The organism is Candidatus Ulvibacter alkanivorans (assembly GCF_003333325.1).
Classification (GTDB): Bacteria; Bacteroidota; Bacteroidia; order Flavobacteriales; family Flavobacteriaceae; genus Ulvibacter_A; species Ulvibacter_A alkanivorans.
The window spans coordinates 13466-31701 of record NZ_QOLC01000077.1; the positions used below are offsets into that span (position 1 = coordinate 13466).

The 18236-nt window shown below is 39.2% G+C and carries 19 protein-coding genes; 7 read left to right on the forward strand and 12 right to left on the reverse strand.

Annotated features, from left to right (window positions below; genetic code table 11):
* The first annotated feature begins 77 nt into the window (after positions 1-77).
* The 5 genes from DWA30_RS06705 (at position 78) to DWA30_RS06725 (ending at position 4098) form a co-directional block, all read left to right on the forward strand.
* Positions 78-458, forward strand: a complete 381-nt coding sequence (locus DWA30_RS06705; RefSeq protein WP_114491764.1) for a DUF6876 family protein — start codon at positions 78-80, stop codon at positions 456-458.
* A gap of 12 nt (positions 459-470) precedes the next feature.
* Entirely contained in the window at positions 471-668 is a 198-nt protein-coding gene (locus DWA30_RS06710) for a hypothetical protein (protein WP_114491765.1), read from the forward strand.
* Positions 669-1065: 397 nt separating this feature from the next.
* Complete coding sequence (locus DWA30_RS06715; RefSeq protein ID WP_210725392.1) at positions 1066-1464, forward strand: BfmA/BtgA family mobilization protein; 399 nt, start codon at positions 1066-1068, stop codon at positions 1462-1464.
* A 12-nt stretch (positions 1465-1476) separates the two neighbouring features.
* Complete coding sequence (mobB, locus tag DWA30_RS06720; RefSeq protein WP_114491766.1) at positions 1477-2508, forward strand: MobB family relaxase; 1032 nt, start codon at positions 1477-1479, stop codon at positions 2506-2508.
* A gap of 9 nt (positions 2509-2517) precedes the next feature.
* Positions 2518-4098, forward strand: a complete 1581-nt coding sequence (locus DWA30_RS06725; RefSeq protein WP_114491767.1) for a type IV secretory system conjugative DNA transfer family protein — start codon at positions 2518-2520, stop codon at positions 4096-4098.
* Positions 4099-4111: 13 nt separating this feature from the next.
* Here DWA30_RS06725 and DWA30_RS06730 read toward each other — a convergent pair whose 3' ends face one another.
* The 12 genes from DWA30_RS06730 to DWA30_RS06785 form a co-directional block, all read right to left on the reverse strand.
* Positions 4112-5920 (reverse strand): UvrD-helicase domain-containing protein, encoded by a 1809-nt coding sequence (locus DWA30_RS06730; protein WP_114491768.1) that lies wholly within the window; start codon positions 5918-5920, stop codon positions 4112-4114.
* A 2-nt stretch (positions 5921-5922) separates the two neighbouring features.
* Positions 5923-7848: an ATP-dependent nuclease gene (locus DWA30_RS06735; RefSeq protein ID WP_114491769.1), complete on the reverse strand. Its 1926-nt coding sequence runs from the start codon at positions 7846-7848 to the stop codon at positions 5923-5925.
* 70 nt (positions 7849-7918) lie between these two features.
* Positions 7919-9121: a hypothetical protein gene (locus DWA30_RS13455; protein ID WP_245933872.1), complete on the reverse strand. Its 1203-nt coding sequence runs from the start codon at positions 9119-9121 to the stop codon at positions 7919-7921.
* Positions 9122-9169: 48 nt separating this feature from the next.
* Positions 9170-9535 carry a nuclear transport factor 2 family protein gene (locus DWA30_RS06745; RefSeq protein ID WP_114491770.1) on the reverse strand — a complete coding sequence of 122 codons (366 nt, stop codon included), beginning with the start codon at positions 9533-9535 and terminating at the stop codon, positions 9170-9172.
* A 6-nt stretch (positions 9536-9541) separates the two neighbouring features.
* Complete coding sequence (locus tag DWA30_RS06750; protein WP_114491771.1) at positions 9542-10375, reverse strand: DUF4138 domain-containing protein; 834 nt, start codon at positions 10373-10375, stop codon at positions 9542-9544.
* The gene (gene traM, locus DWA30_RS06755) at positions 10372-11301 is read right to left on the reverse strand and encodes a conjugative transposon protein TraM (RefSeq protein WP_114491772.1); all 930 of its coding nucleotides are present in this window, start codon (positions 11299-11301) and stop codon (positions 10372-10374) included. Before traM ends, DWA30_RS06750 begins: the two co-directional genes overlap by 4 nt.
* A gap of 52 nt (positions 11302-11353) precedes the next feature.
* On the reverse strand, positions 11354-11968 hold the full coding sequence (locus tag DWA30_RS06760; RefSeq protein WP_114491773.1) for a conjugal transfer protein TraK: 615 nt from the start codon (positions 11966-11968) through the stop codon (positions 11354-11356).
* Positions 11969-11978: 10 nt separating this feature from the next.
* Complete coding sequence (locus tag DWA30_RS06765; protein ID WP_114491774.1) at positions 11979-12821, reverse strand: hypothetical protein; 843 nt, start codon at positions 12819-12821, stop codon at positions 11979-11981.
* A 2-nt stretch (positions 12822-12823) separates the two neighbouring features.
* A complete protein-coding gene (locus DWA30_RS06770; protein ID WP_114491775.1) occupies positions 12824-13414 on the reverse strand; it encodes a conjugal transfer protein in 591 nt (196 codons plus the stop codon).
* 54 nt (positions 13415-13468) lie between these two features.
* A complete protein-coding gene (locus tag DWA30_RS06775; protein WP_114491776.1) occupies positions 13469-15865 on the reverse strand; it encodes a TraG family conjugative transposon ATPase in 2397 nt (798 codons plus the stop codon).
* On the reverse strand, positions 15852-16136 hold the full coding sequence (locus DWA30_RS06780; RefSeq protein ID WP_114491777.1) for a hypothetical protein: 285 nt from the start codon (positions 16134-16136) through the stop codon (positions 15852-15854). Before DWA30_RS06780 ends, DWA30_RS06775 begins: the two co-directional genes overlap by 14 nt.
* Positions 16136-16423, reverse strand: coding sequence for a hypothetical protein (locus DWA30_RS06785; protein WP_114491778.1), 288 nt, complete (start codon positions 16421-16423; stop codon positions 16136-16138). Before DWA30_RS06785 ends, DWA30_RS06780 begins: the two co-directional genes overlap by 1 nt.
* 178 nt (positions 16424-16601) lie before the next feature.
* Here DWA30_RS06785 and DWA30_RS06790 point away from each other — a divergent pair, with 178 nt between their 5' ends.
* On the forward strand, positions 16602-17237 hold the full coding sequence (locus DWA30_RS06790) for an N-acetylmuramoyl-L-alanine amidase family protein (protein ID WP_114491779.1): 636 nt from the start codon (positions 16602-16604) through the stop codon (positions 17235-17237).
* Between the two features lie 162 nt (positions 17238-17399).
* A partial coding sequence (locus DWA30_RS06795) for a hypothetical protein (protein WP_136073172.1) occupies positions 17400-18236 on the forward strand: 837 nt, incomplete at its 3' end.

Here is an 18236-nt window from a genome sequence, read left to right on the forward strand (position 1 = left end):
TCTTAAAATAAAGAGGGCGTTCCCGTGAGAAGTTGCGCCCTCTTTTTCATTATTCACTAATTTAAAAAAGCAAAACAATGAAAGCACAAGTTAACGGAATCAAAGAAGGATTGCAACATTTTCACGGAACGGAAATGTTCTATCAAATCCCATTGTTAAGAACACGTGTTACAGACGGTTTAAAATACCTTGCTAACGTGGCAGATTGTTTTTGGCTCATTACGGACACGTCCGTAATCGCAAAAAGTCTGATGAACCGAAGCGAATTTATCACGATAGACTTTAAAAAACTGTCTGATGAAAAACAAGATTTTACAGGCTATGAAGCCGAGATAATTTACAGCGATGGAAATGATAATATTTTAGAAAAACACGGTTACAGAGCAACCGATTTTCCGCTCGATGAACTGCGGTTATTTTTTGTAAATGATACGCTGATGTTACCAAGCGAATATTAAAATTTTGAAGTTATGATATATCTAAATTTTACCGATTTGAACGAGGAAACCCAAGAGCGATTAATTGCCAGTTCCAAAGAAGATGTAAAGGAAAAATATGGCAAAGATATAATGGATTATGCAACGAAGCATAATACCAATTTGGATAAAATGTTAGACGAAGAAGCAATGCGAAATCTGTATAGCTATAACCTCGTTTTCAACATCTGAAAGACCAAATATTGATTTGAACAGACCTCTGAACTTTCAGGGGTCTTTTTTATTTTTACTCACATATGAATTGAATTATCCGCAAGGATTTTGATTTTTTAATATGGATAATTCCACGATTCAATTTTCTACTTCTTAAAAAATCCCGTTCGTTTTTTCTGCGAACAAAACGCCATTACCTTTTTGTAATGGTATGGATTTTTGTCCCGCGAGCGGGACGAAAAAGAATAGCAAGAGGGCAACACGCTTCGCGATGTTGAACATTCCTTTTCGTTTTCAAAGCATTGAAAATTAATGCTTTAAGTTATTTTTGGTTTACGCGAAACTAAGAATCGGCATCATTTTTCACGGAAAAACCGTATCAGCCCAGTAAAACCAGCAAATTTTTCACGGAAAAATGGATAAAGGTTATGAAAAAGAACGGTTCGAGAGTATAAGTATCAAGACTTCGGTGGTCAAGAAATTCAGAAGGTATTGCCGTAATATTTCAAAATCCCAATCGATGACCTTGCTCTTGATGATCGATTTTTTTGAGAACAATGGCATTTCGCCAACCGAGGCGATGGGGCCTAAAATGCAGACGCTTGAAATGCTAATCAAAAAACGAATTAATGGGGTTATAGCCATTTTGAAGGACATCGAAAAGAGCCAAACCAAACCGACCGTGGCGATGATGGAAACTCTATTTAAGGAAGCAGAGCCGAAGAAAAAGCCCTTGATTTTGGAAAAGAAAAATGTAGCGAAAAAGAGGGAAGTACGCTTTCGCGAAAAGCAAAATCCAAACAACGACCTATAAAAAATCAAAGTTATGTACATCACTATATCACCTCAAAAATTAGGAAAGACCTACGGTCAAAGTTCGGCCGGTTTTGTCCAGTATCTGGAAAAGGAAAACCAAGGTCTGGAGCAAGAGGAAATGGAACACTTTTTCAATCAATATGGCGATGAAATTTCTGCAGAAGAAGTCGTTCGGGAAATCGATGGAAATACCGCCAAGCTCAAAAAGAAAGAACCTAAGTTCTATTCCATCACGGTCAGTCCATCAAAATATGAATTGAGACGATTACCGAACAGCAGCGAGGATTTAAAACGGTACACCCGTGAACTGATGAAGGAATACGTAAAATGTTTTAACCGTGAAATAAACGGAAGGGCGGTTACCGTGGACGACATAAAATACTATGCTAAAATCGAGCACGAAAGAACCTTCAAGGGAACGGATAGGCAGGTGCGGGAAAACCAACCTTTTGCCACAAAAATACTTCAACTAAAACACGATATCAGGAAAATAGAACGGGGCGAAGCCAAAGGAAATATCGAACGATTAAAACTGAAGATAGGCAAATTGGAAAGAGATGCGCCACACCAACAAAACGGAATCCGGATTGTACAGGGGATGCAGAAAGTGGGAAACCAAAGCCACATCCATATTATTGTGAGCCGAAAGGATGCATCCAATTCGGTCAGTCTATCCCCGGGAAGCAGGTACAAAGCATCGGACGTAGAAATGCACGGTAAGAAGGTTGGACGTGGATTCGACCGGGACAAGTTTTATGAGGCAGCCGAAAAGACCTTTGACAAGACTTTCAAGTATGAGCGCAATTTTGCCGAAACCTATAAAGCTCGAAAAGCGTTCAAGAAAAATCCGAACCTATACTTTGCCGCATTAATGAAATTGCCTGCTAATGAAAAGGCGGTGGCGTTCAAATTGATGCATAAATCGGGAATACCGGTCATTCCAAATATTCCAACAAGTCAAGCGCAATTGGCATTGCGGATTTTTAAGAGGTTACGGCAGGGCGTTGATGTGGCCATCAAATCAAGTTCCATAGGAATTTAATTAAGGGCTATGGAAATCCACAATTTATATCACATCCTAATCTTTATCGTTCTGGCCAGCTCGGTTTTTTATTTGCTATACCGATTAACGAAATATGCCTTTGCCCTAGGCTTATTGGCAATATTAGCATTGTCATTTTGGATTTACGATTCAACACAATTGGTTCAGGGTTCACTTTATCTGATATGCCCATTGCTGTTAATCAATACGGTACTATATGTTTTTCTGCATACCCCAAATGAACCTGTGAATACCGATGACAAATACCAGGTCAGCTTCAAGACGAACAAGGGCAATTTCAAAATCGAAAATATCAAACGTGGCGCTTCCGTCATCGGATCCGCAGGAAGCGGAAAGACAGAAAGCGTGGTATATGGTTTCCTGAAGCATTTCAAAAAACGAAACTTTTGCGGTGTCATTCACGATTACAAGGATTTTGAAATTACCGAGATGGCCTACCCGCTTTTCAAGGATAATGATATCCCATTCAAGGTAATTTCATTTGACAAGATTATCCACCGTGTCAATCCCATTGCACCAAGGTATCTGGAAAACGAAGAAAGTGTAAACGAGGTGTCAAGGGTGTTGATTGAAAACCTTCTGGAACAAAGGGAATCCGGCACGACCAGCACGACAAAATTTTTCAATGATGCCGCCGAAGGTTTGATAGGCGGATTAATTTGGAAACTGAAGACGTCTTATCCTCAATTCTGCACGCTACCGCATCTAATCGCTATTTATCAATTCTTGGACACGGATAGCCTTGTTTCCTTTTTGGAAACAAATATCACATCGAGAGCTATGGCAGATGCCTTTATCAGCGGTAAGGATTCGGAAAGACAGACCGCAGGGGTAAAAAGCACCTTGGCCAATGCGCTCAAACGCATCAGCACCCAACGGATATTTATGGCATTGTCGGCAGATGAAGTTCCCTTAAATATTAATCACGCAGAGAATCCTGCGGTAATCTCGGTGGTTAACAACCCTAAATTTGAGACTTCATATTCACCTGTAATTGCGACCATTATACACACTATCACCAAACAGATGAGTGAGCGCAATTCAATTCCGTCCTTTCTTCTGATGGAAGAAGCACCGACCATTCGCTTATTGAATATGCACCGCATTCCTGCAACACTCAGAAGTTATGACATCGCAACGGTATATGTAATGCAGGACAAGATACAGAACGATATGATGTATGGCGATAAGGCAAGCAAGGCGATTTTGAGCAATCTGTCCTATCAGTTCTTTGGCAAGGTCAATGACCCGGACACGGCCAAGTACTATGAGCGCTTTTTTGAAATCGTAAAAAAAGAAACTACGAGCGTCAACCGTGGCTACAATCTCAATTTTGATACGCGCATTACAACAGGAGAACGGGAAATACCCAAGATTAGGGCAGACGAATTCTTTCGATTGAAGCAAGGGCAATTTATAACCTATGCCGATGGTAAGGATAAAAAAGTACAATTTAAGTTGGCTAATATTCAACGAGCGTTACCGAATGAATCAAAACAGTTTTCTCAGGCTGATTTAGCTACTAATTTTGAGCGGGTTTATGATGAGGCTAGGTCTATATTTAATTAAAAAAGATAAGATTTCAATCAAGATTAATGATTGAAATCTCTTTCCCGAACTTTTCAATTAATTGTTTATCTGTAATTTTTTCAGGAAATGCCATCGCCAAAAGATGTTTAGGTCTCGACATCGCTACATAGATTATACGTTTCTTTTCTTTAATGAAACCATCGGCATCAGGCTCTAAATCTCTAAAATTAATATTGCTTGCGTGGTTTTTTTCATCAAAAAATATTAGGATAGCATCCAATGTTTTTCCTTTGACTTGATGAACTGTGGTCAGCGAGCTGGTTTTATCAATATCTACACGATTGAAATGAGCTGAGATAGGGTCTGTTCTCGTAGCCTTTGCAAAATATTTTGAAGTTTTCTTTATTTTAAAATCAATATCATAATCGAGATTTAAAGCTTCCTTTACGTAAGCTGGGCATAGCTTTGACCAGTCTTCTACAGTATTTGAAAGTTCTGGCAATCCTTCAACAAATTTTATGATGCGGGCATTATAGAGATAATCAGTTTTTAGGTCGGCTCGCAAATGGCCAAAATCAACAAAAGACAATCCTCTATTTTCCAAGCGAATTATAATGTTCCGGGCTATATTAATGGCTTCTTTTAAATTTCTATCATCATACTCAATTTTAGCGGTAATAAGGTCATAGGCTAATTGGTTGTGCCAAGGACGTTGTTGGGCATCTCTACCTAACATTTTGTTACGCATACTATTTCCACGTACAACTACTTTCAGCTTTCCAAATCCTTTGTTGCCACAGTATTCTTCAAAATGACCAATGATATCGCCCCTGTCATCCGATTTGTATTTATATACAAGAATAGATTCCTTTAGGTCGGTCGTACAGGCACTCTTAATTGTGCGTTCTGTTTCTGGTCGCAAAAGTGAGAAACAATCAATAATACGTTGGGGCGACCTTCTATTATTTGACAAGTCCAAGCCTGTGTAATCATCGTTATTATATTTGTCTAAAAATAATTGTGGATTAGCATCCCTAAACTCATATAAGCTTTGATAAGGGTCGCCAATAAACTCAATATTCACTAATCCTTGACTGTTCAATTCCTCAAAAATCTGATGTTGCATAAGAGAATTATCTTGTGCCTCATCAACAATTATATGAGGAAACCTGCTTGAAAGCCATTTACTTATTCTTGGATTCTTTCTTAGTAGCCTTAAGGCAATATAGGCAGAATCATTGGTAGTTATTAGGCCATTTTCAAATTGCCAGCCTTTGATATATTTACAGTATTTCTCAAAAATAGCCAAATCCACTTTTTCTTCTGAAGGGGCATTCCCATTTACAGAATAGCTTCCATCGGGTTCCAGTCTTATTGTGGATGGCAAGTATTGATAATAGATGCTTCTTCCCGACTTAGCTTTTAAAGAATTCATTGGATTTTTGAGACCATCCATCAACTGACCTTTCTTGTTGGTATATTTCGTTTTCCAAAATAAATCTAAACGGGCATTGCTTTCTAAAATTTGTGGTCTTGCAAAATTTCGTTCAAGAAGATAGTAGAATGGTAATGTGATGTAGGTGTTAATGAAGCTATCAATGGTGCTAACTAAATGTGGATATTGTAGGCTTCTACCACAAAGTTGCCTATAAGTTAGGTTAAGCTCATCTTTTGCAGCATTTGTAAAGGAGATACAGGCAATTCCTGAATGATTACCATAACTGCTTTTGTATTCGCCTTCGAGGTTGATAACTTTTTGAGCAATAGCAGTAGTTTTACCACCGCCTGGACAGGCATTTAAAACAACTATACCTCTGGTATCAAAGTAGGCTTGTAATTCGTCTGTAATATCCAATTCCATACCTATCCCTTTAAATGCTTTAGACTTTTTCGAATGTATTTTGGAATTACAAACTCTTTTCTGGCACGCTTAAGGTTCTTGAGAATATATAGTGAGAAGTTTTGAGAAAATTCGCCTTTAGCTGGAAACGATTTCCACAACAGTATAGCTGCTTTTCTCTGTTGTTCTTCGGTAAGTTCTTCGTCAATCACGGCATTCACATAGTCAAGAATGGCTTTCGCCTTTTTGGGTCTTATTTTGTTGATGTACTTAAATAGAAAATTATTTTCAAAACCCTTTTTTGTGTTTGGGATATTTGCAAGTGCCAATTCATATTCAAGAGTTTTTTCAGCAGAAAAGATTCTTATGGTGTCCTTACCATTAATCGCGGAAGTGATATTTGGAATTCTGGATGATACGTCTGCTGCCTGAATCAAATTGTCCAATTCATCAAGCTTTTCGTAGTTATTAGCAATAAGTTTCTTGAAAGAAAATTCTTTTTTCTTTGTGTCCGGATACTTGTCGTTGTCAGTTAAAATTGAAACTGGTTTACTAATAGATTTATGTGGCTGACTCGAATTGAATAAATGAATAAAAGGGTAAAAACTTGTGCCACCAATATTTACCAGTTCTATCCTGTAATCTTCCAATCGATATTTCTTTATGGCCGTAAAAGCTGATATTAAAAGCTCTTCAGAAATACCCTCAACGAAGAGTATTGCTTTGGCAAATAGTAGTTGCGATTTTGTTACGTCTATATATCTCTCTAATTGTCGCCTTCTAAACCTGAAATCTGAGTGTCTCAATTTTTTGTCCTTGACCGAATCTTCCACAATCTCTTCTACAACTCTGTTCGTAAATTGTTTACTGAGTTGGAAGGCTTGACCATCCAATAATATTAAATTCTTTAAAGGCACTTTGGAAGTTAACGTTGGGGAATGTGTTGTAATAAATAGTTGGCTGTTTTTGGATTTACTGGAATCTCGCAAAAAACTATATAGACTCAATTGAAGTTGCGGATGTAAGTGTGCTTCCGGTTCTTCAATCAGCAAGGCAAAGTGGGGTACTTTATTATCCTTAATTTGGTCTTTGATGTCACCAAGAACTGTTGCGATATAGATTAGATTGTTTTGCCCAAGACTATTTTGCCAGAGTGAAAACCCATCGCCTGCTAAAGTATCCCTGTCGTGCGGTAAAAAGGGCTTAATAGCGTTTACTATGTATTCGGTTTTGGATTGCTCAATTTGAAGTCCAATCTGATTGTCCTTAAAACGTTGATAGATTCCTGATAAATTGTCGTTTACGCCGTCTCTTGTTTCCGATACTTCAGCCTGGGCTAATAGCTCATCATTTGCGGTGCGCATAATCCCTTCAATAACCTCTTCTGTCTCGTTCTTCTCAACACGTCTTTTAATAACACGACCCAAAACATTTCCTCTATTGGTCAATAAATCCCGAGTACTATCCCTGAGACCACTTAGGTAGTAGTGCTGAAAAATTGCGAATGTACTATAGTCCGATTTCTGACCTTCCACATTTCCTGTGTAGTAGGATGAGACAGGGTATTTTCCACCCTTATCCTCATAGGTCAAGGTAACTTGGGCATATTCATTTGTATCATCATCAGGGTCAATGACCATATATTCATATAATGCCCCTTTTTGTAACGCTGATAAACCTTTGAACTGAAAAACAATAGTAATTTTATCTGCTCTCGTAATAGTCAAGCTACCTTCAGTGTCTTTTTCAATACTTTCGTGAAAATCGGCAAAGCCTACTGAAATATCTCGAATGGGTTCCCCCATATTGTAGAGCAGCCTAATGGCATCGATAACCGCAGATTTGTTACTTCCGTTTTCCCCAATCAGTATATTAATACTGCGGTTAAAACTAAGTGCCATTTCTTTGATTCCCCTAAAATTTTTGATGAGAAGATTTGATAAATACATACGCAAGAAGGTGCTTAGTTAAACTTGTAAATTTAACAAACATTTTCCTGCATTAGAAATCACGGGACTATTAAAGACCAAATCCCTTAAAATCTTCTTTCCTGTATGTCTCACTATGTGAAATAGTGGGTTTTTTAAAATATCCCAATTCTTCTTGTACCTCTTTAGCGTGGTCAATAAAATCTTGACTCATTTCTGGAATGTATAAATAGCAAATGTCATAAAAATCTTGGCCGTTCCCATTATTTCCGAAACCAATGCCTATTACTTTTTCCACAGAAGGATTTTCCATTCGAGCTACAACACATCGCAGTTCCAATTCCTTTTCTTTTCCATCCCAATTTTTCGATGTCAATGGCATAAAAACGTAGCAATGCGTTGCGTCATTCAAGGGCTTTAGCATCCGTGCAAGAGATTTCCTTTGAATTGCATTGTCCAAAATACCACCTAACTCAATGCGATGATTGCGAGATTCCTGGCTTATGACCCTAACAGCTTCTTCTAATTCATACCTGCGTTTGTCAGATGTTTCTTTTGTAATATGATACTCGTATAGATGCGTTATCATAAAATCCCAGATATAGCTCTGTGGAAGTATTTTTTTCCAGTTTTTATATTGTCGTAATTTAATATATGAATGCCAAAGTGTTCCGTCCGACACGAAAGAATCAACTTCTTCTTCAATATCAAGCCCTGTTTGAAAATAGAAAGCGAGAAAATCAGATTCTTTTGGCATTGAAAAGTACTTACCTTTTAAAAACTGCTCTTTGTTAACTAAATACTCTGTAAAGTCAGTTATTGTATCTAATTCGTTTAAGAGTATAGCCGTTGATTCTTCATCAAAAACGTGAATAAAACCTTGACCAAAATCACCGAAAGGTAAAGGGAAAGTGTTTTTACTTCCAAAAGCAATAGCAATGCGCAGTACTATTCTATTAGCTTTAGGTGGTAAGGGAATTTTATTTTTTCTGTTTCTGGCAAAGAGGTCATCTGTATTTTTGAGAAAACGTTCCGCGCCGTAAATCTGCTTGGCGGAATCTTCAACGGCTTTTTTGACCCAACGGTCATATTGGATATTTTCATCGATATGATTTGATACCTGAATATCCTTTACGGATATTATCAATATGTAGTTGCCACAGACCACCAAAACATCGCAAAGTTCCTTTTTCTTTTTACCTATGGGATTGGGGAAATTCCAAAAGGGAAGGAATGATTTTCGACAAAGGCTGGCAACGTATTTTTCGGATGGCGACATAAAAAATGCAGACACTAAATAATATCTGCGTAGAATATATAAATATCAAAGGAATTCAACTAATCAAAAAGGCCCTTTTTCCAGAACCCCCTGTTGAGTAACCTTCCACTGGCCATCCTGTTTTACCAATTTAAAAGTCTCGGGCTTGCTGTCATAAGTGGTAGTAAACTTGACCCAAGCAATGTCGCCATCGGTTGTTTCATCCACGACCTTGAAATCAGAGTTTTCGGAATTACTATCGGGAACAAAATTCTGTATAGAAATCATACCATCGTAACCCTCGGTAGTGGTATGCTTTTTTAGGGTTGAATTATCCTTTGTGTAGAAGCTTTCGGCAACGACTTTGGCGGTCTCGGTTGGGGAAAGTTCATTTTGTTCCGCACAGGCAAAAAGTAGCAGAACCAGCGAGTAAATGACCAATCTTTTCATAACATTCTAATTTGGGTTATTAATGTATTTATGCGACACCTTCAGTTTTAGGTTTCGTTCGCCGTCTTTTTCGATTAGTTCCAATATGACCCTGCGGTCATCGCTCAAAGAGAATTTCGGCATTACGTAAACCAACCTTGCGGTTTCGTTTTCTGCTATTTTAGTTGGTCGGTTGTAGGTAAATAGCGGTTCTTGATATAGACGCTGCAAAGATTTTCTCTTCCCTTTCTGTCGGGTCTGAATTGAAAAATTCAGAAAATTCAAATCGTAATCCAATGTCGATTTGTTCTTAATCTGGATTACGAAGTAGAGTTCTTCCTTATCAAAAACAATATTCTCAATACTCAGAACGACACCTTCATTTCGTTTTTTTATCCTGCCGATTTTTTGTTTCCGGTCAAGTAAATATGAACTGAATTTTTGATAATAGTACGTTCTATTTTCAATTCGCTCACTTGGTTCAAGCTGCCCTTTTGCATCCGCGTTCAGAGGCTTTTCATTGCCTATGCTGCTGGCCAGAGAGATAAAATAATTCAGCTTTTCAAGTCGCTCTTTGTACTTTACAATATACGAAAAAATCGAGCCATTCTGGTTGATTACAAGCAAATTACTTTCCTTTCCGGGCTTTGCCTGTAACAGTCCGAAGTATTGCTCTTTTTCACGGTTGTAGGTAAATACGAAGTTTTCATTTCCTGTTATTCCCTGTCGTATCGGCTCAGGGAAGAACAGCGCGACATTTTTCTGGTCATTGGCATAAATGGTGTCGAGTGATTTGATTTCTTGTGCTTTCGCGAAAGCGGAAACCAAAAGCAGGAATACTATTTCGATGTACGTTTTCATAGTTTCGGTTTTAAGATGAGTTTGTAATTGTTGAGTACCGTAACCTTAACATTTCGGTTACGCCGCCGCAGGACTTGGCCAATGCCGCTCACTTGCGGCACGCTTGGAATATTGATGTCTTGGATAATATCATCGAACACTTCGCCAGTGGCTTCAGCTCGAAAACTGTTCTGGACATAAATGCCCTCACTGCCGTCCTGAAGGTCAAAGGCTTTTAAGCTTGTGGGATGATGCTCAATATTCTCAATTTCAATAAGAGCGCGGTTGGGTTGAAAGCTTATGAAGCCGAATATATCAGTGTTCTTCGGAATCAGTTTTCCGTTAATGGTTGCGTCTTGGGCTAATCGCATCCGTAATCGGGAATTGGCCTTGACAACCTGGTCGCCATTGACCACTACATAGATTGCCGAATCGGTAGAACCGAGAATTGAATTTTCATTGACTTTGGGTTCGGAAGCAAAGAACAGCTGGTGTTCCAATCCCAATTCTTTCGCTTGAATTTTTTGTTCCATTTTGATTTCAGCGGAATCTACTTTCTCAACTATTCTGGGTATCACTTTTCGGTTGCCACGATTGGTGCCTGTCCTTTCAGAATATTTCATCTTTCCGGCCTCGTAGATGCTATCTACGATACGTTCTTTTTCCTTTTCCGGTAAATCCTCGTCGAAGAAGCCAAGGGAATTGATTAGTTTCTCATCGTAAATACTGGGCGCGTTAGTTTCACGCACTTCTTTTAAATCATTTATGGCATCCAGTTTGGAATCATATTCCTTCTGTTCTGCTTCCAGTTTGGGTACCAAGGTCTGTTCAAGGTTCTCATTCTCGCTTTCATCATTGCCCATTACCATTACGGAATAGGCGATGAGAAATATGAGTATCGTGGCGAGTACCACGGCAAATACTATTTTATTCTTTTCTACTTTCATAAGAGTGAATTTTTTAAAGGCCGATTACCTGCCCGACGGCAGGCGGGTCGGCTCAACTTTCATCGTTCAATTTTTTTAAAGTGTTCTCGAAATAATTTGTAATCAGCAATCCGTGCGGATTGTTGGGGAAGTTTCTATCCACAGTTATCAGATTTCCCGTTGAGACCAGCTCGTAGGTATCGATGATTGAACCACGGTTGATTTCAAAATTCGTTACCGTTCTAAACGTGTACGAGCCGTTCTTTTTTTCAATTTGGGAATCAATACTCAGCACTTTTTGTACAAGGGAATATTGTAGCAATCGATTGTAAACGCCATCAGCCTTTTTCTGTCGGTACAGATTATCGACCGAGCTATTGCCGAGCCAAAGCGCCTTTTCCAAATTGCGTTCATAGTTGCTCGCATCGATGTTATAGAAGTAGGTATGGAACAATTCCAGATGTGATAGTGCCTCAACCCGAAAATTCTCTTTTTGTGCGACAAGCTTCAGCGGAATGACCGAACCATCGGTATTTACCGCAAAGGCACTATTCAATGCTTTTTGGTTAATGTTATAAGCCATCCATACCGAAAAGAAAGTCGATAGCGTTGCACAGATAATCACGGCAAGTACTATGAATCGGTTCATCTTTAGGACAGCATATATGTTTTTGTATGGTGTTTTCATTGGAATGGAATTAATTACTGAACAGTCTTAGCGTAAATGAGGTGGCACGTTTGTAGAGTTTGAACTTTAAAACCACGATAAAGAGTACCGAACCCAATTGGACTACTGGCGCAAAAAATCCGCTGCCCACGTCCGTTCCAAAGAGATTGGTCCAAAAATTCGTGTTGATTTCGGTATAGATAGCATTGACAAAAACATTGACCAAGAAGAACGCCGGAACGAGCATATAGACCGCAGCGTATAACTTGAAGAAGTTATAGGCCAGGGAACGGAATTTCTCAAAAACGGCAAGACTGATAACCAAAGGGAAAAAGGCTTGCATTATTCCCAGCAGGAAAAAACGTTCGGCAAGAAATAATGGATAGATGAACAAATCAAGAATCCACAAAATGATGCTTACGACGAATGCAAATATTTTAAATCCATACAGCGGCGTTACCAAAGCCTCATATAGAAGCGCCATAGCAGCTTGTGCAGCCTGTACAAACCCGATATCTTCTTCGATAGGTATATCCTGCATTTGCAATGGTAAAAGTGCGGGTGCGGTACCTCGATATTGCCCCTCAATTGCCACAAGGATGCCGTCGAAGAAGCCCAATATCTGGGTCGAGAAAATGACCAAGAGCACAATGGCGAAGTTCTTGGCCAAATCCCCAGGACTCAAACCCCAAGAATAGCCGTCCTTATCAGCAATACCCTCATTGTATTTTTTAAGGATGTTGATTAGGAAGAACAGCACAGCAAGCGTTTTCATTCCCGCAATGGTGTACTGCGAAAATGAGCTTGCCTGTATGGTCTGAAATATGGTGTCAATATATTCCAAACCAATCCCTAAGATGATTACAGCGGTCATACTTAGTAATTAGTTTCGCGGTTATTGATTTTATCCTGCATTTTCCTAAAGGAAATGATGTCGCGGTATCGACGGGTTTTCATATTGACTTCCGCCACCATCTCTTTGGATTCCATTTCTTTTTCCTTTAATATTTCGGCACGCTCGGCATCGCTCATTTTCAGGTAATCGCTCGATAGGACTTCATCGATAAAATCTACGGTATCGAGTGAATTTTGCACTATAGCATCAAACGATTCCATTACCCTGGTAACTTCTTCGGGCTTGATATAGGGCGAGTTGAGAATATCCTGCAAATCGTTTTGCATTACGCTTAGAAGGCGTTGATTGTTTTCTGCAATTTCCTCAACTGCCCTAAGTTGTTGTACAACACTTGATACTTTCTCTATGGCCTCTTTGGCATCTTTCAAGAACTGGACGGACTTGATGAGCTGGCTCGTCTGCTTTGCCGATTCTACCAATGATTTTACCAAGCTGATAAAATTGGTGTTGTCATAGACAGGCATCCCTTGGCACGTAGCACGTGCAGGCAATAAAAATGTAGCAACGAATACCAGCGTTATTGCGATTGTTTTGATTTTTGTTTTACTCATTGTTAAATATTTGTTTTGGTATTCGTGAATCTTCGATTTCATAATTTTTTTGATTTAAGATGTATATTCCGTGATTGCTTTTTCCATTTTTTGATGCTTTTCGTAAAGCCTCATTATTTCCTCGTTTTCTGTTCCATCCGTTAGGTAGGCCGCAAAGACTTCTTTTGGGACTTCCAAGCGGAAGATGTTGCTTTCCTTTCCGATTTTGATGAACATTTCGGTGTACTTGCGTGGTCCGGAAAGGTTGTTCTTAATGGATTTCAATTGGTTCAGGTCGTGACTGGATAGATTGAGCCTTTTAACCAATTCATCATAGCCTTTTTCGTTGTTTAGACTATAAATCACCTGAGTATTTTCGAGAATGCTGGCCGAGGTGGAATTGTTGGGAAGCTGATTGATGGATTGCAGAATGATACCGATGGCACCGTTCTGTTTTCTAATGGCCTGATAGTAGAATTCGACACTTTCCAGTACATTTTCAAACTTCAGTTGCTTGGCAAACTCATCGAAAAGGATGATGCCTTTTTCAGCACGATTTTTCCAGATAGTACGTTGGATAGCGGACTTTATGAGCTTGAGCATCACGGACAGGATTTCCTTATTATCCTTTACTTCATCCAGTTCAAAGACTATCAACCGTTTGTCCTCGATTTTATAAGTCTGGTCTTCGCTGACTTCAAATAAGAAGCTGTATAGACCATCGCCGACATACTCTGACATTACGTGCAAAAAGCTCGTGACATTGAAGTAGTCGGGATGGATTTTAAGGGTGGTCAAAAGGTCTTTTTGATTCCTTTCTATAAAATTGTAGAACCCATCCAGCGAATGATTCTTGGAAACATTGTTATAGTAGTGGCGCAGTATTTTCTTGACCGAAACCGATTGCGCCTTGGTCACCTTTAAATCCGAAGCGAACAGTTCAAAGAGGAACACGGACAAATCTTCCAGACGTTCCGGTGTGAGGTCATTTTGATTACTGATGTAAAATGGATTGATGCCAAGGTTCTTTCCACTTTCATAGCGAAGCACCGTGTGTTTTTCAGGATAGAGCTTGGCAAATTTCGTGTAGGATCCGCCGAGGTCTATAATGACCAGGCGGACACCACTTTCAAAATACTGACGTAGAATGTTGTTTGCCAAAAAGGACTTGCCCTCGCCCGTAGGCGCAAAGATGGCGAAGTTCCGTGCCTTGATGCGTTTCTTACGTTCATCCCAAACATCCTTTAAAACAGGTATGTTGTGTTCACGGTCGTTGAAGATGATTCCGGTTGTATCGCTCTTATAGTTCGTGTTGTTTATGAACAGGCAAAGCGCGTGCTTTAGGTCTGTAACGTATAAATCCTGATTGGAAAAGTTGGAAGAAAAACAGCAGTAGCTGTTCAGTATATAATTCTTCCGTTCTTCGCCCCTTGGGTAGTAGGGAATGATATCCAATTCTTTAAACTCTGTCTTTATCTTTGAGCCAATTTTACTTAGCTCTCGGGCTTCCCGAGCCCAAAAAACAATGTTCAGATGCCCGCGGATAATCCGTGCATTGTCATCGGCATTGATTTGGTCAAGGATGTGCTGGATTTTACCGAGCACCACTTTGTTCTGAGAACCGAAGTTGGAACTCTTGTTCAGTTCCTCGACCTTTTTATCGAGCAGCTTGCGCCACTTCTGTTTATCATCGAGGTATAGGATTTGATTGACGATATGGTTCTCGTTCAAGGTCAGACCGAGGCCATCAATGAAACCTTGATGGAATACAAAATCATCGGAAGTAAACCGCTCATTGGTCTTACTGCTCTGTACGCTTTCGCCAAAGCACAGTTCGCTATTGATTGCAAGCGCATCGAAATAGTTTTCGCCGATATTGACATTGGTCTTGTCAAGAATAATATCCGTATCGAAACCTTCATTGAACCCATTGAAGTAACCACTCGTGAGTTGCTGTATTCCTTTCGCTTTAAGCGGAAGAAATTCCATCTTTCGGCTGTTATTGATAAAGGAAACTGAATCGCTGACCGAACCTATAAAACTGTTGACACTATCATCCAGTTTCTGTACAATGTCCTTGGAAACTTTCCGGAAGGGATTGACGTATTTAGGATTGTTGAGTGCCTTGTTTTTGGTCAAGATGAAGAAAAGGAAACAGCGGTGTTCCATATACTCACGACCCTTGAAATGGTTGTGAGTAGCCTTTCCCAGAAAGGTCTTGTTAGGTAGTGTTTCAGAAGTGAAGGACTTCTTCAAGTAGATGTCCTGTTTATGAACGACAGTACCTACCGGCAACGATTTCAACGCCTGGAACCAGGCACCGTGTATATCCTCAAAATCTTTTTCGGAAAGAGAATAGATTTCGGGCAATATCCCTTCGTAGCACAATACCACATTGCCATTATTGGCGAATATGACATTGTCCTCAATATCAGTAATGGGTCGATATGCCGATAGGTTAATCTTCTTCATAGTCGAAGCCTGTATTTCTTTTGTTACTGATGCTTTTTGGGAAAGCCTTTACCGTTTGCAGTAGTTGGAGATTCTTGGCCATACGTATCAATGCGAAGAATAGAATTCCATTGAAAGCCAATGCACCGATGATAATTGCGAAGCTGAAGGAAAAAATAATGACCAGCAGCGACGCGACCACCGAAACCATTTGCAGGGCAAACAAGGAAACGGGCAGACCAAAAATCATAGCCCGCTTCCTTATATTTCTATACACCTCGAATCGCTTCATTACACTACGATTGAGATTAGGTAAGTAAAGATGCCAACAACCGCGCCGGCGATAAGCACGAAGACGAGCACTCGGGTAATCCCTTTTTTGAGGTCGGCATTTTCCCCAAAGAAATGCCCTGCATTAAACAGGAAGCCTACTAAGAAAATCACCCCAAGAAGAATGGGAAAGATGGTCCGGATGGTGTCGCCTATATCGTTGACTGAATCTTCAATACCACCGATTTGTGCAAAGGCGGGTGCTGCGGTAAGCAACAGCCCAATCAACATAAAAATTGATTTTTTCATAACTGTTCATTTTTAGATGCCGGATGAGGGCGTTGATGAATAAACTTTGCGAAATCTATTAGGAAATGAAGCTGAGGGAAGAAAATCCCCAAACTTTAACTCGAAATCCTGTTAAACTTTGGAAGATTCTTAAGGAAATGATTGATTCATTGAAAATTGTACAGCAAAAGAAAAAATTATGGTTCGATTGCTTGTTTTGATAACCCTTACATTTTGCTTGATGCCGAATGTAGGTTTTGGTCAATCACATAAGAATGGTAAAACCGTTGTCGTTATCGACCCTGGCCACGGTGGAACGGATTCTGGGGCTATTGGAATTAATGGCGAAGAGGAAAAGGGCCTGGTGCTTAAAATAGCCAAGCAAATAGCAAATCTTAATGAGAGTTTATTTGGGAAGGAATATGAAATCTATCTCACGAGATATTCTGATACTTTGGTGTCTTTAGGTAGTAGGTCAAAACTTGCAAAGACCCTAAATGCCGATTTGTTTGTTTCCCTGCATTGCAATCATTCCGTTAATTCAAATGCCAAAGGCGTAGAAGTTTATGTGTCTAAAAAAGGGAAATATGTCCGAGAATCCATTCAAATGGCTTATCAAATTCAAAAGGGGTTATCGCAGAATATCGGTTTCAATAGTAGAGGTGTAAAGTTTGCCAACTTTCAGGTGCTTCGGGAAACAGTTAATTATTGTCCGACGGTATTGGTTGAATTGGGCTTTTTGTCCAATCAGGATGAAGCTAGGCATCTTACTGAAGAAGAAAATATTTTGGCGATTGCGCTATCTATTTTAATTGGGTTGCAGGTAAAAATGTAAAGTTATGAGAGAAACGTTCAAAGAGGTTTTTAGTTCGCTGAAAGTAATAATTAGAACTTTGTTCTTAGAGCTGAAGGTCTTGGTCGCAAGTCTTTTGAAAAAGGACAAATAAAACTGAAGCATCTAGTTATATTTACAACTTGACTAAAACCTTAATATTAAGTGAATGTAAATAAGGAAATTTCAGAATACCTTAAACCAGTTGCAATTTGGGATGTATTTGGAATCTCAACCCAACAAGAATTTGTAGAGAAATTTGTAACAAAGGGAATCTTTCATAAAAACGTCCCAGAGAAGATTGTAAATGATTACCACACCGTCGAACGGCTTCAATTCTATAGTTATTATCACTATCCCTTAATTGATGAAGCCTTTGGCAAATCCACCAGAATATTTGAGGCAAGCATAGACCTAAAGATTTCAGAATTGGACATTGCGAAGAAAGGTTTTGAATCCTTAAACTCAAAAATCAAACGACTTGAAGCGTTCACATCAGGCGAGCTACATAAAAAGTGGCTACACGCAAAAGAAATGCGAAATATGTTTGCTCATCACAAAGCTGGTAGGTTGATGGGTATAGTTCTACTGAATGCATTTAAGCACAATATAAATATGATTAATTCTGTGTTTCTGGGCAAAAAGGAAATTATTAGAAGAAGTGTTTCTCTGGAAAATCTGAAAGAAAATGCCATTATGTTGAATAAAGGACTTTTCGTACTAAAATACAAAAGTAAGCGCTTCCTGATATGGTCATTGATTCCATACAGTACGTCAGGTTTTGAAAATGGGCAGATGTCCTTCTGGGTAATGCATCCGGTCTATGGGGAAAAAGCAATAAAAGACTTGAATGACATCCCAAGTCCTTTTATGTTCAACTTAGAAAATGTTCTGATTGAAAATGGAAACCTTTCGGCCAATGTTATTGAAACTAATGAAGAAATTTTGGTAAAGCCGACTTCCAATCCTAAGGACATAGAACTATATAAATTACACCAAGAA

Coding starts and splice junctions, on each gene's coding strand:
- DWA30_RS06780 (WP_114491777.1), bottom strand. CDS start 16,136: ATGAAGCGATTCGAGGTGTATAGAAATATAAGGAAGCGGGCTATGATT.
- DWA30_RS06725 (WP_114491767.1), top strand. CDS start 2,518: ATGGAAATCCACAATTTATATCACATCCTAATCTTTATCGTTCTGGCC.
- DWA30_RS06750 (WP_114491771.1), bottom strand. CDS start 10,375: ATGAAAACGTACATCGAAATAGTATTCCTGCTTTTGGTTTCCGCTTTC.
- DWA30_RS06715 (WP_210725392.1), top strand. CDS start 1,066: ATGGATAAAGGTTATGAAAAAGAACGGTTCGAGAGTATAAGTATCAAG.
- DWA30_RS06775 (WP_114491776.1), bottom strand. CDS start 15,865: ATGAAGAAGATTAACCTATCGGCATATCGACCCATTACTGATATTGAG.
- DWA30_RS06765 (WP_114491774.1), bottom strand. CDS start 12,821: ATGACCGCTGTAATCATCTTAGGGATTGGTTTGGAATATATTGACACC.
- DWA30_RS06770 (WP_114491775.1), bottom strand. CDS start 13,414: ATGAGTAAAACAAAAATCAAAACAATCGCAATAACGCTGGTATTCGTT.
- DWA30_RS06760 (WP_114491773.1), bottom strand. CDS start 11,968: ATGAAAACACCATACAAAAACATATATGCTGTCCTAAAGATGAACCGA.
- DWA30_RS06730 (WP_114491768.1), bottom strand. CDS start 5,920: ATGGAATTGGATATTACAGACGAATTACAAGCCTACTTTGATACCAGA.
- DWA30_RS06745 (WP_114491770.1), bottom strand. CDS start 9,535: ATGAAAAGATTGGTCATTTACTCGCTGGTTCTGCTACTTTTTGCCTGT.
- DWA30_RS06790 (WP_114491779.1), top strand. CDS start 16,602: ATGGTTCGATTGCTTGTTTTGATAACCCTTACATTTTGCTTGATGCCG.
- DWA30_RS06785 (WP_114491778.1), bottom strand. CDS start 16,423: ATGAAAAAATCAATTTTTATGTTGATTGGGCTGTTGCTTACCGCAGCA.
- traM (WP_114491772.1), bottom strand. CDS start 11,301: ATGAAAGTAGAAAAGAATAAAATAGTATTTGCCGTGGTACTCGCCACG.
- DWA30_RS06705 (WP_114491764.1), top strand. CDS start 78: ATGAAAGCACAAGTTAACGGAATCAAAGAAGGATTGCAACATTTTCAC.
- DWA30_RS06710 (WP_114491765.1), top strand. CDS start 471: ATGATATATCTAAATTTTACCGATTTGAACGAGGAAACCCAAGAGCGA.
- DWA30_RS06735 (WP_114491769.1), bottom strand. CDS start 7,848: ATGTATTTATCAAATCTTCTCATCAAAAATTTTAGGGGAATCAAAGAA.
- mobB (WP_114491766.1), top strand. CDS start 1,477: ATGTACATCACTATATCACCTCAAAAATTAGGAAAGACCTACGGTCAA.